This is a genomic window from Lysinibacillus sp. FSL M8-0134 (genome assembly GCF_038069745.1).
Classification (GTDB): domain Bacteria; phylum Bacillota; class Bacilli; order Bacillales_A; family Planococcaceae; genus Lysinibacillus; species Lysinibacillus irui.
In genome coordinates, this window is the sequence record NZ_JBBPAJ010000001.1 from 1,550,349 (window position 1) to 1,568,452 (window position 18,104).

Genomic DNA, 18,104 nt, shown 5'->3' on the forward strand with positions numbered 1-18,104 from the left:
GTGTCCACTATTTGGGCAAGTTCGGTTTTTTATTTACTGAATAGCTGAGATTAAAACTTCAATTATGTAGTCTGAATCATTTACATTGCATGTAAATACATATACGGGCTGATAATAACCTTTTGTATCATAAGTATATGTTAGACGAACATTCGTTATCGTTAATGTATCACCTTTTTGTAAAGGATTGTATGTGCTAAACTCTCCGTTTACCATTACATTATATGCTTGCTGTTGTGAAATTAATTGCTTTTTCGCAACCATTTCATTGTCACTGATGTCAAATAATATGTCGGGTACTTGCTGATTAAAAAGACTAATCATAACCAGACCTTTAGAGAAATCTTCACATGTGGATTGTAAATTCTCTGGTTCAGCTAAATCCCAACGAATTGTACGTTCATCTTGCTGCTGATAGATAGCGTTATTAGGTAATAATCCTTCACTTTTTAACCAATTTTCTAAAAGTTGCTTTTTCTGTTTAATATCAACTTTTAGGGGGTCATCATTTATATTATCGAATGATAAGGACCAAGAACCATTTGACATGAAATAAGTTAAATAATAGTTACTGCCTTCATCGTCTTGAAATGTAAATATACGATTATCCACTTCAATCCGTATGCCACCTTGTTGTTTCAAATTAAATTGTTTAGCAATGGATTGGGCGATTAATTTTCCTTTTTTTATATCATTCACATCTTTATTGTAATAAACACATGCGTTAGGTGATTTATTGGAAAGTTCAGTTTCCAGTTGCATCTGTATGTGTTCCATATTTTGTTTTTGTGCAGGTTTGAATGGCAGATTCCCAAATTCTTGAGCGTTATATACCACATTTGCTACGCCAAATAACGTAATAAAAACTACTGGAATAGAAATAGCTTTCACAATCGGTATAAATGTTAATTTTCGTTGTTCGGTCCATAAAATGAATACCATCACAATAAAGTACCCTGCTAAACTCCCAATGGTATTATGCAAAAGGTCGTCTAATTCAAAAATCCCTTTACCTGTAATCAATTGGGAAATTTCAATACAAGACGTGAAAGCAATTGATATGACGAGTACACGCCAAAATGATTTGTTTTTATGATGAATCAACGGTAATAGTACGCCTAACGGTACAAACATTAACATATTAAAGATGATTAATTGATATTCAGTCAGTGACCACTTGTTCCATGCATTTACATAACTAGTGAATAGACTGAAATTAATCTGATCTGTATATTTTGCCCCTCTACTGAGAGTAGTGATTCCAAATACTACAATGAACCAACAAATAAGTAAAGTGATGAGAACAAATTTAGAAAGACGTATTGGATATTTCCCCTGATAAAATTTTCTATATATAAAGTATCCAATTATCAAGATTGTGATGATAAAAATAGAATATTTTACATACGGTAAAAGACCCGATACTATACTAATCAAATCCATTGTAACGTAACCTCCTTAATAATTTGCCTTGTTCATTGTAGCAAGAAAATCTTAAGGTTCTTTAAGTATAAAACTTAAGATTTTATGAAGTATGTAAGTATGTTTAGTTATTAAGTATTTAATAATGACTGTTTTCAATAAGATGGTTGTTATTCGGCTAACGGGTGCTTATCTTCAATAAGGTACTCAACAATCGGGCGCTTTCCTGGAAACAAGGAAAGTGCCTTTTTGATTAATTAGAGTTCGGAACTATCAATATTTTTTTAGTTTGTTGAATATCCTTGTATGTCAATACAATCTATTATTGCGATTTTTTGGGGATATTGATATGAACGAATTTAATACAGATAGATTAAAAGAATATTTAATACGATCAGGAGACCACTTAAAGCCTTCTAGTTTTGGACAGAATTAGAGATAGAACATCTAAGGGAAGCTTGTCAAACAACGATGGAGAAAGCACTATTTGAGTTTATGTATTCAACCGGCTGCCGTATTGGTGAAGTTGTAATATTAAATCGAGAAGAGATCGATTTTCAATCGAATTCAGTAATTGTACAAGGGAAAGGTGATAAAGAAAGGGGAAGTGTACTTTAATACCCGCTGTTCTATTTGGTTAAAAAGGTATTTAGATGAACGAGAGGATAAAGAACCTTGTTTGTTTATTACGGACAGACGGCCGAAAAGGCGAATGAGCATTGATAATTTAAGATATATTATCAAGCGCATATCAAATCGTGCTAGTATAAAAAAGAGTATACATCCGCATCAATTACGACACAGCTATGCAACGCATATGATTAATAACGGTGCGCCAATTGATGTCATTCAAAGTTTACTAGGTCATGAAAAGAGTGAGACTACAAAGATACGCTCAGCTAAGCGGAAAGCTAAGACAGGATTTATACAGTAAATACTTTTAAAAAACTTTCATTCAATTAAGACACTCATGTAGAAATGGGTGTTTTTTTTATTATAGGGCCAGGAATAACAACTTTTTATGAAAGATTACCAAAAGAAGGTTTGGGAACAATTTAATTACAATTTATGTCTATATTGAAAAAGGGAGGTGTCATTATGTGGTTAATATTAGGTCTTATTGCTATAGTAGCTACTTGTATAAATCTTTTTATGTATGGGACAGGTAAAGATTATAAATTAGCAATGGCAATGGGGTTATCATTTACAGCATTGACACTCTGTGCAGAACATAGCCTTGTATCTAATTGGATAAAAGTTGAAGATTGGTCGGCTTTAAGGGAAATACCTAATATGAATAAGGCGTTTTGGTTTCTGACAATTGTTTCTATCTTACTAAATATAGCACCTATACTTTTAGAACTAAAAAATAAAAAATAATTACTTATTGAAGTTTTTACAGGCTTACAACGTTAAGTACAAACATCCCCAAGCCACGCTTTGGGAAGGTTATACTTTATCTAACTTGGCAGTTTAGTGGAATAAGGATCTGTTAAAATAACTTGTATTTTGATATGGTTGAAACAAAACAATATGCATTTGAACTTAAAGGCAAACAAGGATTTATAAGAATTGAGTTAAAGGAAATAATATCAAAATTGATGAGAGGTTTTGGTTATGTATTTTAAATTGTTCAAAAAAAATCTTGCTATTATAATTGCTTTTTTGCTGCTTTTGTTAATGGGCTGTGAAATCCCCAAAAAATATGTAGAAGAAAATGTTGAAAATCATTTGGAAAACTACGGAATAAATAACTACAACATACTAAGTGCTAAAAATGATGGTGAGCGTGGTGAAAGTAAGTATGGTTATGTAGAAATCTATAAACCTTATCATGTAAATCTCACATTAGCCTTTAATCGAGAAACAAATCAATTTATTCCTAACGAAAGTGACGATGTTTATTTACAACTATTTAAAGAAGCATATATTCAACAACATCCCGAACTTATCGAGGCATCCAATCAGATTATCAAAAATACCATTTAATGGATGAACCTTCAAAAAATTATTATCTTGATTTTAATATTGAAAATGGTCAAAAAAAAGGCTAATTGATGACCTTAGAAAGAAAGAAAAAATAGACACCAATTCATTATTACCATCACTAACAAACGATGAAAATGAATCGTTGTATCCTTTGAACAATGAGTCAGTTATTAATTTTCATTATAAGTTCAATGTTTACGAAAATAACAATACAATCCCGAAAGCCATTGATATTTTAAACGATTTTAAAGAAAGTAAAGTGTTGTATGAAGGGAAGTATTTTATAAATATACAGGTGGTATCTTACGAACAAAATTCAGTGACTTCTTTAGATGAAGATTATCCTGAAAACAATATTCTTTTTGTAGTCGGAAAGGATGGGGAAGTTAGAGATATAAGGACATTAAAACGTACCGGATGGCTAAAGTATACCGTAGTTCCATTCCCCTAGTATTGTAATGGCAACAGCCTCCCCGACCAGCACTATAAATAATTTTTGGACAGGATTTCTCTTCATTCAGGGAATACCACTTTTAATACTAATACTTGGAATCTTAAAATGGTTTATCATTGACAGAAGAAAAAATAAATAAGCATATAAATAGTATTAATTAATTAGTGTTAATAAAGACAAGTTTGTGAAGAAATCTCTACTTAAACTATATGTGTGCTTTTCTTGAAGATTATTGGGTTGCATAGGAGCAGCTCTTTTTTTCTTGAACTAACGAAGCCGGATAGTTAAATAACAATGTAGATATATACGGTGAATAACTATTAAATAAAAGTTTGGAGAGTGATTGTAAATGAGGATACTATTGGAGTTCATAAGAATGTTTTTTTTACTCATAATTTTTTATTTTATTTCAGGCAATATTATTGTTCGTACCTACCAAAAATTAGGGATGAAATATTCGAATACTTATGGAATAATGATGACAATCTCAATTTTAATTATATTTACTATTTTATATCGAAATAAACTGCAATTTAGTGGATGGTATAAAGGAAATGTAAATGACAAACTCACAAAAACATTAACAAAATGGCTGATTACATTTGCACTACTATTATTGTTATCACCTCCTATCCTAAGCTTCTTATTCCACTAACGGGGTTCTTTAGTTCAATAACGATATTCAACAACTTAAACTAAAGGAACAGGTAATTTCAATAAGGGTTTGCGGATCAAAACAATAGGAAGCGACAGTGGAAGGCTTAAATGCTAAATACCTAGCAGGCTATTTACAAGAAAAGTATACAAATTTATCTGCTTTAAGATATAAATAGGCGATTTCTCGTTGCAGAGAAATCGCCTTTTTCATAAAGAGATGTTTACCACAATTGATAGCCTTTAGAGCCAGCTGGTGAGTTTGAAATAATATCGATAATTGGTACTGTGTAAGCAAATAAAATTAAGGCTACTAAAATAACAAGCCATACTTTGAAATTTTCTAAAATGGCTGGTGTTGGACCGCTAAGTGCATGTACATCCCCTACAGGGAATTCTTCTTCACCTTTAGGCGCAAACCAAGCCAATTTCACCACAATGTATAGGATGACTAGAATGGCGATAAAGAGAATTGTTCCACCAACAGCTTGTGCGATTTGATATGGAATCCAATCATATGCCTGTGAAGCACCACCATATTCTGAGTAATCTGAGCGACGAGGCGCACCGATTAGTCCGGCAATATGCATAGCAGAAGACATAATGGTCATACCTGTAGCCCATAGGATACCAGCGAAATTACTAAGATTATTTAAAGATTTCGTTAACGTACGGCCAGTTAAATGTGGAATTAACCAGAAGGCCGCACCGAAGTAAGTTAAAACGACTGCTGTAGCAATGGTTAAATGGAAATGGCCCGTTACCCAAATGGTATTATGGATTAATTGGTTCATTTGATAGGAGGCATTGACGATCCCGCCAGCACCACCAGGAATAAACGCCACCATACCGATAAATGGCACGAAGAAACGAGCATCTTTCCACGGTAATTTTTTAAACCAGCCGAACAGTCCTTTACCACCTAATTCACGACCACGTAATTCGAACATCGCAAACATCGAGAAGGCGGTCATAAGAGAAGGAACAATGACAGCGAATGTTAAAACAACTTGAATGAATTTCCAAGTCCCATCAATACCAGGCTCTGTTAACTGATGGTGAATCCCAACAGGTACAGAGAAAATTAAGAACAGCATAAAGGAAAGTCTTGCTAGAGAATCCGAGAAAATTTTCCCGCCAATTACTTTTGGAATAACGACGTACCAAACCATATACGCTGGTAGTAGCCAGAAGTATACAAGTGCATGACCGAAATACCAGAAAAGGGTACGGGATAATGCAACATCGACACGTTCAACTAAACCTAATGACCATGGCAACAGCTGAATTAAGACAGAAGCTGCTACACCAAGCGTTGCGACAAACCACATTAAATTATTGACAACCACCATAAACGATAATAAAGGACTGCGTTGTCCACTACCTTTATTTTCTTTGCGCCACTGTGCATAACGTAAAATTTGACCCGCGCCGCCAACCCAAGAACCAACCACGACTAATGTCAGGCCTAAATAGAAAATCCAATGCGCTTTTAGTGGTGCATAGAATGTATAAAGAACCGTTGCTTTATTCAATAAAACCATTGTTGCAGCAGCAGCTGTACCGATTGTCATTAACCAGAAACCGATCCATCCAAGTCTGCGCTGTCCATTTGTGAAAGTACCAGAAGTACGACTAACACTAGCGATTTGGAAGCCATAAATAAAGAATGTAGTTAAAATAAGACCAAGTAATACGCCGTGTACTGTTAATACTTGATAATAGCCAATGCCAGCTGGTAATGTAAATTGTCCAGAACGTACAAATACTTGTAATAAACCTGCTAGACCACCTAATAATAAAGCGATGAATGCCACGTAAATATGTGCCATGGCTAGCTTTGCATCGCGTCGATCTACTTTTGTCATTGAATTAGTGTGACTCATTTGAATCCACCACCTTTAGCATAGAGTGCATCATCGTATGTCCTGTACCACAATACTCATTACATACGATTAAAAACTCGCCTACCTTATTTACTTCTGTTACATATTCCGAAATATAGCCAGGCTCAAGCATCATGTTGATATTTGTACCTGCCACCTCAAAACCGTGCATAACATCCTCACTTGTTGCAATGAATTTCACCTTAGCACCAAGTGGTACCTCAATTTGTGGAGGATTATAATTAAATGCTGAGGCTACGACTACTACCTCATAATCCCAATCCTTTCCCTCTACTTTATGGACACCTGGATTATCAAAAGGTGCTGTCTCTTTTACTTTCTCGTAATCTAGTGTTTTTTTCCCATTGTTCGGATGGGAGCCTTGGTGAAATGCCCCGATACCGAGAATGATGAGGAATGCTACTAAAGTAGCAACTCCGAACACAAGCCAATACTTCTCATACTTATGTATGTGCATATGTTTCTGTCCCTTCTTCGTAAATTAAAACCGTCCAATGAATAAATCGAAGCAGTACACCCAAAGTAAAATGATGATAATGCCTACTCCAAAAACTGCATAGAGTGAACCTTTTAAATTCTCATCTGACTTCTTTTTGTTTGCCATTTTTGCTCCTCCTACGCTTTTTATTGTGGTGTTTCTTACTGACATCATATAAAAATCCATTTGATTTTGATGTGAAAAAAATCACACATCTAGAGGGTTTATGTGAAGAAAGTGTGAAGAATTGGGAAGAGAAAAAGACAAGCCATCTCAAAAGTCATTGAGATGGCTTGTCCGTTTATTGTATTTTGCTTAATTTTAGTAAAAACTATAGATTGGAAGGAGAGTGGGGGATTCCACAGACAAAAAACTAACTTGCAAATAACGAATATACATAAATGCAATAGGCTTCTGCATACAATGTCTTATTTGAAATAGATTCTAAGTTTCTATTCTTCTTCCTCAATCGTTAGTAGAACTGTTAGTGCACCAACACTTGGAACCGAGACTGGGAGAGCAAATGCTTTTTCAAAGCCGTATAATTTTGTGTTGCCCACCATCACCGTTGGCGGAGTGATATCAATTTCTAAGCTTTCTTGCCCAACAGCTGTACATAAATTTCCTGCAATCATGTTACCAAATTCCCCAGTAAAGGATTCTAGCATTTCTCCCTCCAAAGGCATACCGAACATAGTACTACCAATACCGCTAAAGACTTCAGGAGAGGAATCAATAATCACACGCCCCTTTACATCCCCAATTAAGCCAATTAAAACGCCCATTTGTTGCTGTTGAAAGGGTTCAGAAATAATACTAGGCGACTTTACTTCTATGTCCATAGGAAGAATGGATTTTAAAGCGTGAATTGTCCCATTTAAAATAGTTTGAAAGTACTTCGAATTACTCATCATTACCGCATCCTTTTTCCGACTTTTCTACATCTTACCATGTAGAAAGGGTAAGATGAAAGTATGTCTTGACGAATTAACAGGAAATTTATAATATATTATTGAGAATGATTTTCAAATTCAGTGTAATGGTCTGAAAGCCTAATGAAAAAGATATTATTTAATATGAAAAGGAGCGGTCAGCAATGACATTCGTATTGATAGGAGCAGCTGTAGTGATTTATATTGGAGTTGGAAAATACGTCATGAAACAGGCGACTGCGCATTTAAAATAAGATTACTTTTAAAAGAGTATGGAGCAAAAGCGCTTCATACTCTTTTTGCTTTTTTATGGAAGAGAAGAATTTGTTTTTTCTGAATTTTATTGTAAAATGAAGCCAATCCTTTTAGGTTATACATACATAAAGAAATCAGGTGACGAAACATGACAAAACTATTAGTAACAGGGTTTGAGCCATTTCTTGATTATAAGATCAACCCAACAATGCAAATTGTAGAAAATTTAGATGGAGAGAAGATAGGTGACTATACGATTGTTGGACGTATTTTGTCAGTAGATTTTCAGCAATCGGCACAACAATTCAAGCAATATATAGACGAGGTAAAGCCTCAAATTATTATTTCATTAGGTTTAGCGGGGGGCAGGTTTAAAATCACGCCAGAGCGCATTGCTATTAATGTGAAAGATGGGGAGCCTGATAATAACGGCTACACACCCGTTGACGAGAGTATTCAGGAAGAGGGCGCTGATGCTTTTTTAACAAATTTACCGATTCGTAATATGGTAAATCGATTACAAGCAGATGGATATCCAGCCGAAATCTCCAATACAGCAGGTACATATTTATGCAATAACATAATGTATGAAGGGCTTGTTTATGCAAAGTATCATCAAGGTGTTCGCGCTGGCTTTATTCATATTCCTGCCTCCTTTGATTTGGCTATACAACATGGTAAAATTCCGGGGTGGAATAGCCAGGATTTACTTGATGCTGTGAAGCTTTGTATAGAGGAGACTGTACGTGCAGACGATCATTGATTTTCCACATTCGATGTGGATTAGTCAGCAGACCATACGTTTTGCATTCCATGAGGAAATATCACACGCCAACTTTCATGCTGTACAAGCATTCAATCGTTTTCTAACTAAACAATTACGGCACAATCTAATAGAAAGCGTAGCAAGTTATCATACAGTTACAGCCTATGTCAAACAGCAAGTAGATGTGGACCTTTTAAGAAGGCAATGGCTTGAGATGCAAGTGTCCACAGCTATTGCTGATGGGACGAATAGGCTTTTAAAAATACCCGTTTGCTATGATGAGGAATTTGCCTTAGATAGACAGCGCGTTATGGATTATACAGGCTTATCATTTGAGGACATTAAACGGCTACACATGTCCAAAAGCTATTATGTTTATTTAATTGGTTTTTTGCCTGGTTTTCCTTACCTAGGAGAGCTTGATGCAAAACTGTTTGTGCCACGCTTAAAGAATCCAAGGGCATCTGTTTCTGCGAGTTCCGTTGGCGTGGGAGGTGGACAAACAGGAATCTATCCCGTTGATTCACCGGGTGGCTGGAATATTATCGGTAAAACGCCGTTCGATCTATTTGATGCGAATGGGAAGGAACCGTTTCTATTCGAACTAGGTGATGAAGTTCAATTTTATGAAATTACCAAACAACAATTTTGGGAAATGAAAAGCAAAGGAGTGTAGCGATTGAAGCCACTTCTGCTCGTAACAAAACAAGGTGTTTATGGTAGCTTACAAGACAAGGGACGGTATGGCTATCGGGCATTTGGTATTCCGTTATCTGGACCGATGGATAACGTTTCATTTCATGCAGCCCAGTTAATCTTACATCATTTTCATGACCAAACATCTTTTGAAATGTTTGTAGGTGGATTTGAATTTGAGGCACTGGCAGATAGCATCTATGTTTTAACTGGTGGATGTTGCACATGTTTGGTCAATAGTGCGCCAATCGAAATGTGGAAGACATTCCATTTAACAAAGGGTGATCGACTTGCGATTAAGAATGTGAGTCAAGGTTCCATTGTTTACCTGACACCACTCGGAGGATTTCATTCAGAATATGAGCTTGGTAGTAGCTCATACCTACCACTTGGCAACCTAGGTACAGCGATTTCGAAAGGGAGTATTTTGTATGGGCAAGTCGCATCTCCATTAAAAATGAATAGAGGCCTTTATGCCCCATATCGTCCGACTTTTGCCAGCTCCATTACAGTGAGAATGTTTAAAGGACCCCATTTCGAGTTATTTACCGAGGAGAGTCAACGCCTTTTTCTTCAAAATCCTTTTCAATTTATCGGTGGTAATCGTATGGGCTATTACATAAAGGGGCCTACCCTGCAACTTCAAAATATGCAAGATATCCTTTCAGAAGCCACCCAGTTTGGCACCATCCAAGTGCCCCAAAGTGGTAATCCCATTATTTTAATGGCAGATGCTCAAACGGTAGGAGGCTATCCTATTATTGCGACGATCCATGAAGATGATTTACATAAAGTGGCTCAAATGCGTATGTTTAACACAATCAAGTTTGTACTGGAGGAATGATGCCAATGGATTTTAATTGCGATATAGGCGAAAGTTTCGAAGCTTTTATATCAGGAAAAGATGAAGAAATAATTGACTATGTAACCTCTATCAATATTGCATGTGGCTATCATGCAGGAGATCATACAATTATGCATCAAATGATTCGCAGTGCTCTTCGTAAAAATGTCCATATTGGTGCACATCCGGGCTACCCTGATCGTGAGGGATTTGGACGCCGAAATATGGATTTAAGTCCAGCTGAAATATACGATTTGACGGTCTATCAAATTGGCGCATTGCAAGCATTTGTGCAAATTGAAAAAGGGATACTTCATCATGTGAAGCCGCATGGAGCACTTTATAATCAATGTGCAAATGATCGGGAAAAAGCAATAGCCGTTATCGATGCCGTGTACGATTTCAATCCACAACTTATTTTATATTGTTTATCTGGTAGCCAAATGGCGAAAATCGCAAGGGAAAAGGGACTATCAGTATATGAGGAAGTCTTTTCTGATCGTCGTTATAATGATGATGGTACATTAGTAAACAGACAAGAACCAAATGCCTTAATTCAAACAGAAGAAGAAATGCTGGTACATGTAAAAGGTATTTTGACGGCAAATGAAGTTTTATCAGTACAATCAAAAAAAATACAAGTGGCTGCGAATACCTTATGTATTCATGGAGATGGCCCACATGCCCTGAGCTATGCTAAAAAAATTGCTGCGCTCAGAAGGCAATTAGAACAAATGTGAAAAAAGGATGCCTTAATGTTGTTTAAGGCATCCTTTTTATTTAAATCGTTGTTACTAATTCGACTGCTTCAAGCACAATTGGTGTTCCAGCAGAAAGCGAAGCCGTAACAGTATTGAATGTTATTTCAGTTGCAGAAACTGTATACGCATCACCTTCCTGTAGAACGCCATTGATATATAAATTATAGTAACCATTCGCGACTACAGGAAATGCAGTTGCAGCTGTGCCGCTATCATCTAAAAATGTTGTAGCAGCGACTGTTGTGCCGTCTGTAATAGCTAGAGGTGCAGCTAAGACGTTAAAAAATCTTGTAGAAGTACCAGTTACATTGACATGAATATTAATGATGGAAAGTGCCACCTGATTCACCTCCTTTCGTGTTGCTTATTTTGTTGTGAAGCCTAGTGATTCAATGATGATGGGCGTTCCTCTATACAATGTAGTATTGTAGGGATCAATCGTGAGTGAGGCTGGAGTTACCGTATAAATGCCGCCTTCTTGCATAACGGCATTAATATAAAGATTGATATAACCGTTGGGCGAAAAAATTGTAAATTCAGTAATGGGGTCGGCATTGTCATTCCAAAAGAGGGTCGCTGGAAGTGTAGCCCCATTTGTTAAATCAAGATCCGCTGTGACAATATAAAAATATCGATGGATGGTCGGAATAATGGCTCCTTCTGGGACTACTTCAGAAGGAGGAACAACGGGCACTCCGTTTGTTGCTTTTATACGGGGCCAGATAAATCGATTCTCGCAGTTACAAGGACAATCTTTTTCAACGTGCTGATGATTCTTAGGATTCACCATGTGCTATCACACTCTTTTCTAAAAAATAGTCTTGCCCCGAATAGGTTCACTATAAAATATGAAGAAAATATCATTCTATCTAGTTGAGCATCTTTCATTTAACGAGAATTATTTCATACAATCGAAGCGTACTAGCTAGGAGGAAGCGTTGGCATTCATGCCTTTTACCGTAAATTAGTGTTATACTTTGCTAGTTGAATAAGGTAGAATACTAATTATGAATAATTAACGAAAAAGGGGTTACTGGTTTCATGAAAGATTTTGAACAACAATTGGAGGGGCTTTTAAAGCAAGCTTCTTTGCAATACATAATCTATCAGCATAATGGTGATACGGAGCGTATGGATAAAACGTCACTTTTTGCTCGGAAGATTCAACAAAAAGAGTATGTGATTGGCTTTGCAGGCCATTTCTCTGCAGGGAAGTCAAGTATGATTAATGCGCTGTCTGGCGAAAATTTACTAGCTTCTAGTCCGATTCCTACAAGTGCTAACATCGTAAAAGTGCATAAATCTGAGGAAGACTATGCAATCGTCTATATGCGCAATGAAAAGCCTGTTAAATTTGAGGCTGGCTATGATTTTAAAACGGTAAAAGAGCTAAGTAAAAATGGAGACTTAGTGTCACAAATTGAAATTGGCCACAGTACTTCTACACTCCCTGAAGGTGTAACCGTGATGGATACGCCAGGGGTAGACTCAACAGATGATGCACACCGTATGTCAACTGAATCAGCACTCCATATTGCCGATATCGTATTTTATACAATGGACTATAACCATGTGCAGTCAGAGCTGAATTTCCAATTTACAAAGCAGTTAATGAAATATAATCCAAACGTTTATTTAATTGTCAATATGATTGATAAGCATAAAGACAATGAATTAAGCTTTGAGGACTTTAAAGCTACTGTTCATAATTCCTTTGCTGCATGGGGAGTTGTACCGAAAGGTGTATTCTTCACTTCTTTAAGAGAGCCAGAACATCCACATAATGATTTTGAGGCGGTCAAGAAAATTGTTATGGATAGTATGAATGATTGGCAGGAGCAGCTTGTACAAACAGCAACGAATACATTGCGTTTATTGCAAAGTGAGCATGACAATTATTTAATGGAAGAAAAAGAGGATCGTTTAGCTATTGATGAAGACATCTTAAGTGCAGATGACTGGGCACACCATCAAGATATTTTAGAGCAATACAATAAATTAAATCGTCAGGTTGAATTATTCTCAGTAGAAGCTTGGAATGAAACGTTTGAAGAGCAGCGTAAGGAATTACTTGCGAATGCTGCTATTATGCCAGCTGATTTACGTGACCGTTTACGTCTGTATCTAGAAAGTATGCAGGAGGGCTTTAAAGTAGGGGGACTCTTTACTGCCAAGAAAAAAACAGAGGAAGAGCGTAATCGTCGTAAAGAGGATGCATATAGTGCCTATCAAAATGTTGTTCATGCCCAAATCACAGGGCATCTAAAAGGGCTTATGAAAAAGGCCTTGAAGGATGTTGGCGCTTTAAATGAAGAACGGGCTTCAGCGATCGATGGCTATGAATTTGACTTACCTTTCTCATTGATCGAGCAGCAAGTTCAAACAGGCGCACTATTAACAGGTGATGCTGTATTAAACTTTGCTAACCGTGTCGCAGAGGCAACGAAGCGCTATTTCATCCAAGAAACAGATAGCTGGAAAAATGCCCAAGCGACAACGCTTGAAGCAGTGGCAACAGAAACGGCAGCACCTTCAAAACTAAAAATGGCTGCTATGCAGGATAAAGTGGATGCGATTAATGCTGTACTTGAAATCGAAGGCTATCAGCAATATAGTGCAAGCATTATGCATCAAGCAAGCAATGAAATCCGTAAAATTGCGAATCAACAGCTAACAAATTGGGAACATTCATTTAAGCAAGATTTAGCCGATATTCGCTTGTTTGATGAGTCTATGCTGAAGCCGAAAGAAGTAGTGATCCAACAAGAAGAAGTTCAGCAGGCTGTTAGTGCAACGACTTTACCAATTGATGGTGTTATACATCGTGCCCTTCATACGGCCAATGCTGTCAAAGAGGTACAAGGCTTTGCAGAAGTTGCGCACTATCTTGAAAATAAAGTGGAACGATTACAGAAAAAAGATTTTACCATTGCTTTGTTTGGGGCATTTAGTGCGGGGAAATCTTCCTTCTCGAATGCATTAATGGGCGCGAAGGTCTTACCAGTATCACCAAACCCTACAACAGCAGCTATTAATAAAATTCGCCCTGTAACGCCTGAGCATCCACACGAAACGGCAGACGTACAGCTTAAAACAGCCGAGCAAATGTTAGAGGATATTCAAGGCTCTTATAAAGCAATCGGCTTGGCAGTATCTTCATTGGAAGAAGCATTTAACCGTGCGGATGAAGGTCTTGCCGTACAGTTATCGGATGAGCGTTTAAATGTTCATAAATCATTTATTCGTGCTTACAAGGAAGGCTATCCAACTTTTAAATCTGAACTGGGAACAATTATCCGTGTGGACCGTGAAGAATTTGAAAAGTTTGTTGCGCAAGAAAATAAATCTTGCTTTGTTGACAATATTGATTTCTATTATGATAGCCCACTAACACGTATGGGTGTGACGCTAGTAGACACACCAGGGGCAGACTCTATTAACGCGCGTCATACAGGGGTAGCCTTTGAATATATTCGTAATGCAGATGCCATCCTATTTATTACGTATTATAACCATGCCTTTGCCAAAGCTGATCGTGAGTTTTTAATTCAGCTTGGTCGTGTAAAGGATGCATTTGAGCTTGATAAAATGTTCTTTATTGTCAATGCGATTGATTTAGCAACAACTGAAGAAGAGCAAGAAGATGTAAAAGGCTATGTTCGTTCAGAGTTACAACGCTTTGGTATTCGTTTCCCTCGCTTGTACGGGGTTTCCAGCCTATTAGCGTTAAAAGAAAAAGTAGAAGATGCTGATTTAGCATCAGGGATGCCACCGTTTGAAAACGACTTCCATACATTCTTAAATGATGAGTTGAGTGCGCTAGCCGTACAGGCACTTGCAGAAGAAGTTGATAAAACAGAGCAGCGCCTGGCAGATTTAATTGCCCAAACGGAGGAAAACTTAAAACGTAAAGATGAGCGTTTAGAGGAACTAACAACACTTGAACAACATATTCAAACGAAGTTCAGTGCGCTTAATACAAGTATGTTAGAAAGTGAAACGAAGCAAGAGCTTGATGAGCTTTTGTATTATGTTCTACAACGTGTCTATTATCGTTATCCAGAATTCTTTAAGGAAGGATACAATCCGTCGACATTTGCAGCGATGCCAGCACAGCAAGCATTGGAGCATGCATTGAAGGAAGTCATGCAAAGTTTACGTTTTGATTTCACACAGGAAATGCGTGTTACTAATTTCCGTTTATCACAGTTTATTAGTAAAAAAATGCAACAACGCTTTAAAGATGAAGTACGCGAGCTCAAAGAATTAAATCGAAGCTTCTCGTTCTTATCATTCGAATCTTCAGAGCCGAATTTATTGGATTTTGAAGGACCATTCTCGGATATCTCAAAATATGCGAGCGTAAAATCTCACTTCCGCAATCAAAAAGCATTCTTTGAAAAGAATGAAAAAATGAAGTTAAGTGAAGCGCTTGAAACATTAACAAAGCCAGATGCACAAGATTATTTAGATGCACAGAAAGTTTCCCTCATGACATGGGCGATTACGTTTATTGCAGAGGAAGCAGAAAAATTACGTTTATATATTTATCATCAAGCGCTTGAACAAATTGAAACAGAAAGATTGGCACTACAGGAAGAGAGCCGTTTAGCTTCCTGGAAAGCAATTTACGCACAATTACAATACGCATGAGGTGATTGATATGGGAAAAGTATTCAAATCAGTGGATGAAATTCAGTTTGATGGGGTTCGCTTTATAGATGCTCGTTTCGATCTTCAGAATAAAGAGGCAGGGAAAAAAGCATTTGAAGAAGGCCATGCAACAGGGGCGGTTCATATTGATTTAGAACAACAGCTATCAGATATGGACAGTATTGAAGGCCGACACCCAATGCCGAGCAAGGAAAAATTAGCGTCCGTCTTTCAAGAATTAGGCTTAAGCTATGATGATCAAATTGTTGTCTATGATCAAGGAGCAGCTCCATTTGCTCCACGTGCATGGTGGATGCTAACTTATGCAGGTTTCCCAAATGTTGTGATTGTAAACGGCGGTGCACCTGCACTCGAGTCGAAAATTCCGTTCACCAAGGATATTATTAAATACCCACCAACGATCATCGATTTTGTTTGGAAGGATGAGCTTTATGCACCACGCCAAGCCGTAAAGGCTATAGTTGATGGTGAAGTGCAGGCTACTTTGCTCGATGCACGTGCAGCGGAGCGCTACCGAGGAGAAATAGAGCCATTAGATCAAGTAGCAGGACATATTCCCACAGCCAAAAACTTCGATTGGGAGCAGCTGAAGGTAGATGGACAATTAAAAGCGAACGACGCATTACGTCAAAAAGTTGCGCGTGACGAACAAGTGGTTGTCTACTGTGGCAGCGGTGTAACAGCATCCCCACTCTATGCTGTTTTGGCAGATGAAGGTTATGAAAACATCCAATTATACGTAGGCAGCTTTAGTGACTGGATTACACAATACGATGTGGAAAAAGGTACGAATGAATAAAAGGAAACGCTCACCTCGGTGGGCGTTTTTTTTTTATGGATAGAGAAGCTTTTGGTGAATAGCACACTCCAATTGAAGGATAAAACAGAAAAAGTGGAGGAAAGGGCGTCTGGATTAATGGGGGAAGAATAACGGAAGTGGATAGCCAGCACAAATTGAAGGATAAAAAAGAAAAAGTAGTAGATAGGATGCCGGAAGTGGTGGATAGAGCAGAAAAAGTGGAGGATAAGGTACCTGGAGTAATAGGAAAGAATAGAGAAATGGATAGAACATTCAAATTGAAGGATAGAAAAGAAAAAGTGGAGGATAGGGCCCTTGGATTAATAGGAAAAAATAGCGGAAGTGGATAGAACACTCAAATTGAAAGATAGAAAAGAAAAAGTAGTGGATAGGATGCCCGAAGTGGTGGATAGAACAGAAAAAGTGGAGGATAGGGCACCAGGAGTAATAGGAAAGAATAGAGAAATGGATAGAACATTCAAATTGAAGGATAGAAAAGAAAAAGTAGTGGATAGGATTCCGGAAGTGGTGGATAGAGCAGAAAAAGTGGAGGATAAGGCGTCTGGATTAATGGGGAAGAATAACGGAAGTGGATAAAACATTCAAATTGAAGGATAGAAAAGAAAAAGTAGTGGATAGGATGCCCGAAGTGGTGGATAGAGAAGAAAAAGTGGAGGATAAGGCACCCGAATTGATGGATAGAGAAGAAATTGATTGAAAATGAGCCTGGAGTAAGGGGAAAGAATAACGGAAGTGGATAGAACGCTCAAATTGAAGGATAGAAAAGAAAAAGTAGTGGATAGCCAGCACAAATTGAAGGATAAAAAAGAAAAAGTAGTGGATAGGATGCCCGAAGTGGTGGATAGAACAGAAAAAGTGGAGGATAGGGCACCTGGAGTAATAGGAAAGAATAGAGGAAGTGGATAGCCAGCTCAAATTGAAGGATAAAAAAGAAAAAGTAGTGGATAGGATGCCTAAAGTGATGGATAGAACAGAAAAAGTGGAGGATAGGGCACCTGGAGTAATAGGAAAGAATAGAGGAAGTGGATAGCACACTCAAATTGAAGGATAGAAAAGAAAAAGTAGTGGATAGGATGCCCGAAGTGGTGGATAGAAAAGAAAAAGTGGAGGATAAGGCACCTGGAGTAATAGGAAAGAATAGAGAAATGGATAGAACATTCAAATTGAAGGATAGAAAAGAAAAAGTAGTGGATAGGATGCCCGAAGTGGTGGATAGAGAAGAAAAAGTGGAGGATAGGGCACCAGGAGTAATAGGAAAGAATAGAGGAATGGATAGAACATTCAAATTGAAGGATAGAAAAGAAAAAGTAGTGGATAGGATGCCCGAAGTGGTGGATAGAGAAGAAAAAGTGGAGGATAGGGCACCAGGAGTAATAGGAAAGAATAGAGGAAGTGGATAGAAAGCACAAATTGAAGGATAGAATAGAAAAGTAGTGAATCACACCGCACTGA

The 18,104-nt window shown here is 37.4% G+C and carries 20 protein-coding genes and 1 pseudogene; 14 read left to right on the forward strand and 7 right to left on the reverse strand.

Annotated elements, in window-relative coordinates; genetic code table 11:
• Positions 1–33 precede the first annotated feature (33 nt).
• Positions 34–1,443, reverse strand: a complete 1,410-nt coding sequence (locus MKY49_RS07580) for a VanZ family protein (protein ID WP_341385889.1) — start codon at positions 1,441–1,443, stop codon at positions 34–36.
• A 235-nt stretch (positions 1,444–1,678) separates the two neighbouring features.
• On the opposite strand from MKY49_RS07580, the pseudogene MKY49_RS07585 reads away from it, so the two are divergent.
• From MKY49_RS07585 to MKY49_RS07595, 3 genes and pseudogenes are all read left to right on the forward strand, one after another.
• Positions 1,679–2,366: pseudogene (locus tag MKY49_RS07585) on the forward strand (tyrosine-type recombinase/integrase).
• Between the two features lie 154 nt (positions 2,367–2,520).
• A complete protein-coding gene (locus MKY49_RS07590; protein ID WP_312507635.1) occupies positions 2,521–2,802 on the forward strand; it encodes a hypothetical protein in 282 nt (93 codons plus the stop codon).
• A 237-nt stretch (positions 2,803–3,039) separates the two neighbouring features.
• Positions 3,040–3,411 (forward strand): hypothetical protein, encoded by a 372-nt coding sequence (locus MKY49_RS07595; protein ID WP_341385890.1) that lies wholly within the window; start codon positions 3,040–3,042, stop codon positions 3,409–3,411.
• 1,332 nt (positions 3,412–4,743) lie between these two features.
• Here MKY49_RS07595 and MKY49_RS07600 read toward each other — a convergent pair.
• The 4 genes from MKY49_RS07600 to MKY49_RS07615 all read right to left on the reverse strand — a co-directional run bounded on the left by MKY49_RS07600 (position 4,744) and on the right by MKY49_RS07615 (position 7,815).
• Positions 4,744–6,405: a b(o/a)3-type cytochrome-c oxidase subunit 1 gene (locus MKY49_RS07600; RefSeq protein ID WP_274796502.1), complete on the reverse strand. Its 1,662-nt coding sequence runs from the start codon at positions 6,403–6,405 to the stop codon at positions 4,744–4,746.
• A complete protein-coding gene (locus MKY49_RS07605) occupies positions 6,392–6,883 on the reverse strand; it encodes a cytochrome b5 (RefSeq protein WP_036118325.1) in 492 nt (163 codons plus the stop codon). Before MKY49_RS07605 ends, MKY49_RS07600 begins: the two co-directional genes overlap by 14 nt.
• 24 nt (positions 6,884–6,907) lie before the next feature.
• A complete protein-coding gene (locus MKY49_RS07610; protein WP_009370491.1) occupies positions 6,908–7,030 on the reverse strand; it encodes a hypothetical protein in 123 nt (40 codons plus the stop codon).
• A gap of 326 nt (positions 7,031–7,356) precedes the next feature.
• The gene (locus MKY49_RS07615; RefSeq protein ID WP_274797293.1) at positions 7,357–7,815 is read right to left on the reverse strand and encodes a chemotaxis protein CheX; all 459 of its coding nucleotides are present in this window, start codon (positions 7,813–7,815) and stop codon (positions 7,357–7,359) included.
• A 424-nt stretch (positions 7,816–8,239) separates the two neighbouring features.
• On the opposite strand from MKY49_RS07615, the gene MKY49_RS07620 reads away from it, so the two are divergent.
• From MKY49_RS07620 to MKY49_RS07635, 4 genes are read left to right on the forward strand one after another with little or no spacing between them, the layout of a single operon-like run.
• Complete coding sequence (locus MKY49_RS07620; RefSeq protein ID WP_341385891.1) at positions 8,240–8,854, forward strand: pyroglutamyl-peptidase I; 615 nt, start codon at positions 8,240–8,242, stop codon at positions 8,852–8,854.
• A complete protein-coding gene (gene pxpB, locus MKY49_RS07625) occupies positions 8,838–9,533 on the forward strand; it encodes a 5-oxoprolinase subunit PxpB (RefSeq protein ID WP_274796505.1) in 696 nt (231 codons plus the stop codon). The genes MKY49_RS07620 and pxpB overlap by 17 nt, the downstream gene beginning before the upstream one ends.
• A gap of 3 nt (positions 9,534–9,536) precedes the next feature.
• Positions 9,537–10,397: a 5-oxoprolinase subunit C family protein gene (locus MKY49_RS07630; protein WP_322606302.1), complete on the forward strand. Its 861-nt coding sequence runs from the start codon at positions 9,537–9,539 to the stop codon at positions 10,395–10,397.
• Positions 10,394–11,137: a 5-oxoprolinase subunit PxpA gene (locus tag MKY49_RS07635; RefSeq protein ID WP_274796507.1), complete on the forward strand. Its 744-nt coding sequence runs from the start codon at positions 10,394–10,396 to the stop codon at positions 11,135–11,137. Before MKY49_RS07630 ends, MKY49_RS07635 begins: the two co-directional genes overlap by 4 nt.
• A 40-nt stretch (positions 11,138–11,177) precedes the next feature.
• Here MKY49_RS07635 and MKY49_RS07640 read toward each other — a convergent pair whose 3' ends face one another.
• Entirely contained in the window at positions 11,178–11,498 is a 321-nt protein-coding gene (locus MKY49_RS07640) for a DUF4183 domain-containing protein (RefSeq protein WP_322610485.1), read from the reverse strand.
• 24 nt (positions 11,499–11,522) lie between these two features.
• On the reverse strand, positions 11,523–11,948 hold the full coding sequence (locus tag MKY49_RS07645) for a DUF4183 domain-containing protein (RefSeq protein WP_341385892.1): 426 nt from the start codon (positions 11,946–11,948) through the stop codon (positions 11,523–11,525).
• 251 nt (positions 11,949–12,199) lie between these two features.
• On the opposite strand from MKY49_RS07645, the gene MKY49_RS07650 reads away from it, so the two are divergent.
• The 7 genes from MKY49_RS07650 (at position 12,200) to MKY49_RS07680 (ending at position 18,052) form a co-directional block, all read left to right on the forward strand.
• Positions 12,200–15,811: a dynamin family protein gene (locus MKY49_RS07650; protein WP_341385893.1), complete on the forward strand. Its 3,612-nt coding sequence runs from the start codon at positions 12,200–12,202 to the stop codon at positions 15,809–15,811.
• Positions 15,812–15,821: 10 nt separating this feature from the next.
• A complete protein-coding gene (locus MKY49_RS07655) occupies positions 15,822–16,631 on the forward strand; it encodes a sulfurtransferase (protein WP_322606300.1) in 810 nt (269 codons plus the stop codon).
• A 155-nt stretch (positions 16,632–16,786) separates the two neighbouring features.
• Complete coding sequence (locus MKY49_RS07660; protein WP_341385894.1) at positions 16,787–16,981, forward strand: hypothetical protein; 195 nt, start codon at positions 16,787–16,789, stop codon at positions 16,979–16,981.
• A 10-nt stretch (positions 16,982–16,991) separates the two neighbouring features.
• Positions 16,992–17,228, forward strand: a complete 237-nt coding sequence (locus MKY49_RS07665; RefSeq protein WP_341385895.1) for a hypothetical protein — start codon at positions 16,992–16,994, stop codon at positions 17,226–17,228.
• Positions 17,221–17,349: a hypothetical protein gene (locus tag MKY49_RS07670; RefSeq protein ID WP_341385896.1), complete on the forward strand. Its 129-nt coding sequence runs from the start codon at positions 17,221–17,223 to the stop codon at positions 17,347–17,349. The genes MKY49_RS07665 and MKY49_RS07670 overlap by 8 nt, the downstream gene beginning before the upstream one ends.
• A 35-nt stretch (positions 17,350–17,384) precedes the next feature.
• Positions 17,385–17,558: a hypothetical protein gene (locus MKY49_RS07675; protein WP_341385897.1), complete on the forward strand. Its 174-nt coding sequence runs from the start codon at positions 17,385–17,387 to the stop codon at positions 17,556–17,558.
• A 134-nt stretch (positions 17,559–17,692) separates the two neighbouring features.
• The gene (locus tag MKY49_RS07680) at positions 17,693–18,052 is read left to right on the forward strand and encodes a hypothetical protein (RefSeq protein ID WP_341385898.1); all 360 of its coding nucleotides are present in this window, start codon (positions 17,693–17,695) and stop codon (positions 18,050–18,052) included.
• Positions 18,053–18,104: the final 52 nt, after the last annotated feature.

What these genes read in the sequence shown, in the direction of transcription:
- MKY49_RS07580 (WP_341385889.1), bottom strand. Translation starts at nt 1,443, where the DNA reads ATGGATTTGATTAGTATAGTATCGGGTCTTTTACCGTATGTAAAATAT.
- MKY49_RS07590 (WP_312507635.1), top strand. Translation starts at nt 2,521, where the DNA reads ATGTGGTTAATATTAGGTCTTATTGCTATAGTAGCTACTTGTATAAAT.
- MKY49_RS07595 (WP_341385890.1), top strand. Translation starts at nt 3,040, where the DNA reads ATGTATTTTAAATTGTTCAAAAAAAATCTTGCTATTATAATTGCTTTT.
- MKY49_RS07600 (WP_274796502.1), bottom strand. Translation starts at nt 6,405, where the DNA reads ATGAGTCACACTAATTCAATGACAAAAGTAGATCGACGCGATGCAAAG.
- MKY49_RS07605 (WP_036118325.1), bottom strand. Translation starts at nt 6,883, where the DNA reads ATGCACATACATAAGTATGAGAAGTATTGGCTTGTGTTCGGAGTTGCT.
- MKY49_RS07610 (WP_009370491.1), bottom strand. Translation starts at nt 7,030, where the DNA reads ATGGCAAACAAAAAGAAGTCAGATGAGAATTTAAAAGGTTCACTCTAT.
- MKY49_RS07615 (WP_274797293.1), bottom strand. Translation starts at nt 7,815, where the DNA reads ATGAGTAATTCGAAGTACTTTCAAACTATTTTAAATGGGACAATTCAC.
- MKY49_RS07620 (WP_341385891.1), top strand. Translation starts at nt 8,240, where the DNA reads ATGACAAAACTATTAGTAACAGGGTTTGAGCCATTTCTTGATTATAAG.
- MKY49_RS07635 (WP_274796507.1), top strand. Translation starts at nt 10,394, where the DNA reads ATGATGCCAATGGATTTTAATTGCGATATAGGCGAAAGTTTCGAAGCT.
- MKY49_RS07645 (WP_341385892.1), bottom strand. Translation starts at nt 11,948, where the DNA reads ATGGTGAATCCTAAGAATCATCAGCACGTTGAAAAAGATTGTCCTTGT.
- MKY49_RS07650 (WP_341385893.1), top strand. Translation starts at nt 12,200, where the DNA reads ATGAAAGATTTTGAACAACAATTGGAGGGGCTTTTAAAGCAAGCTTCT.
- MKY49_RS07655 (WP_322606300.1), top strand. Translation starts at nt 15,822, where the DNA reads ATGGGAAAAGTATTCAAATCAGTGGATGAAATTCAGTTTGATGGGGTT.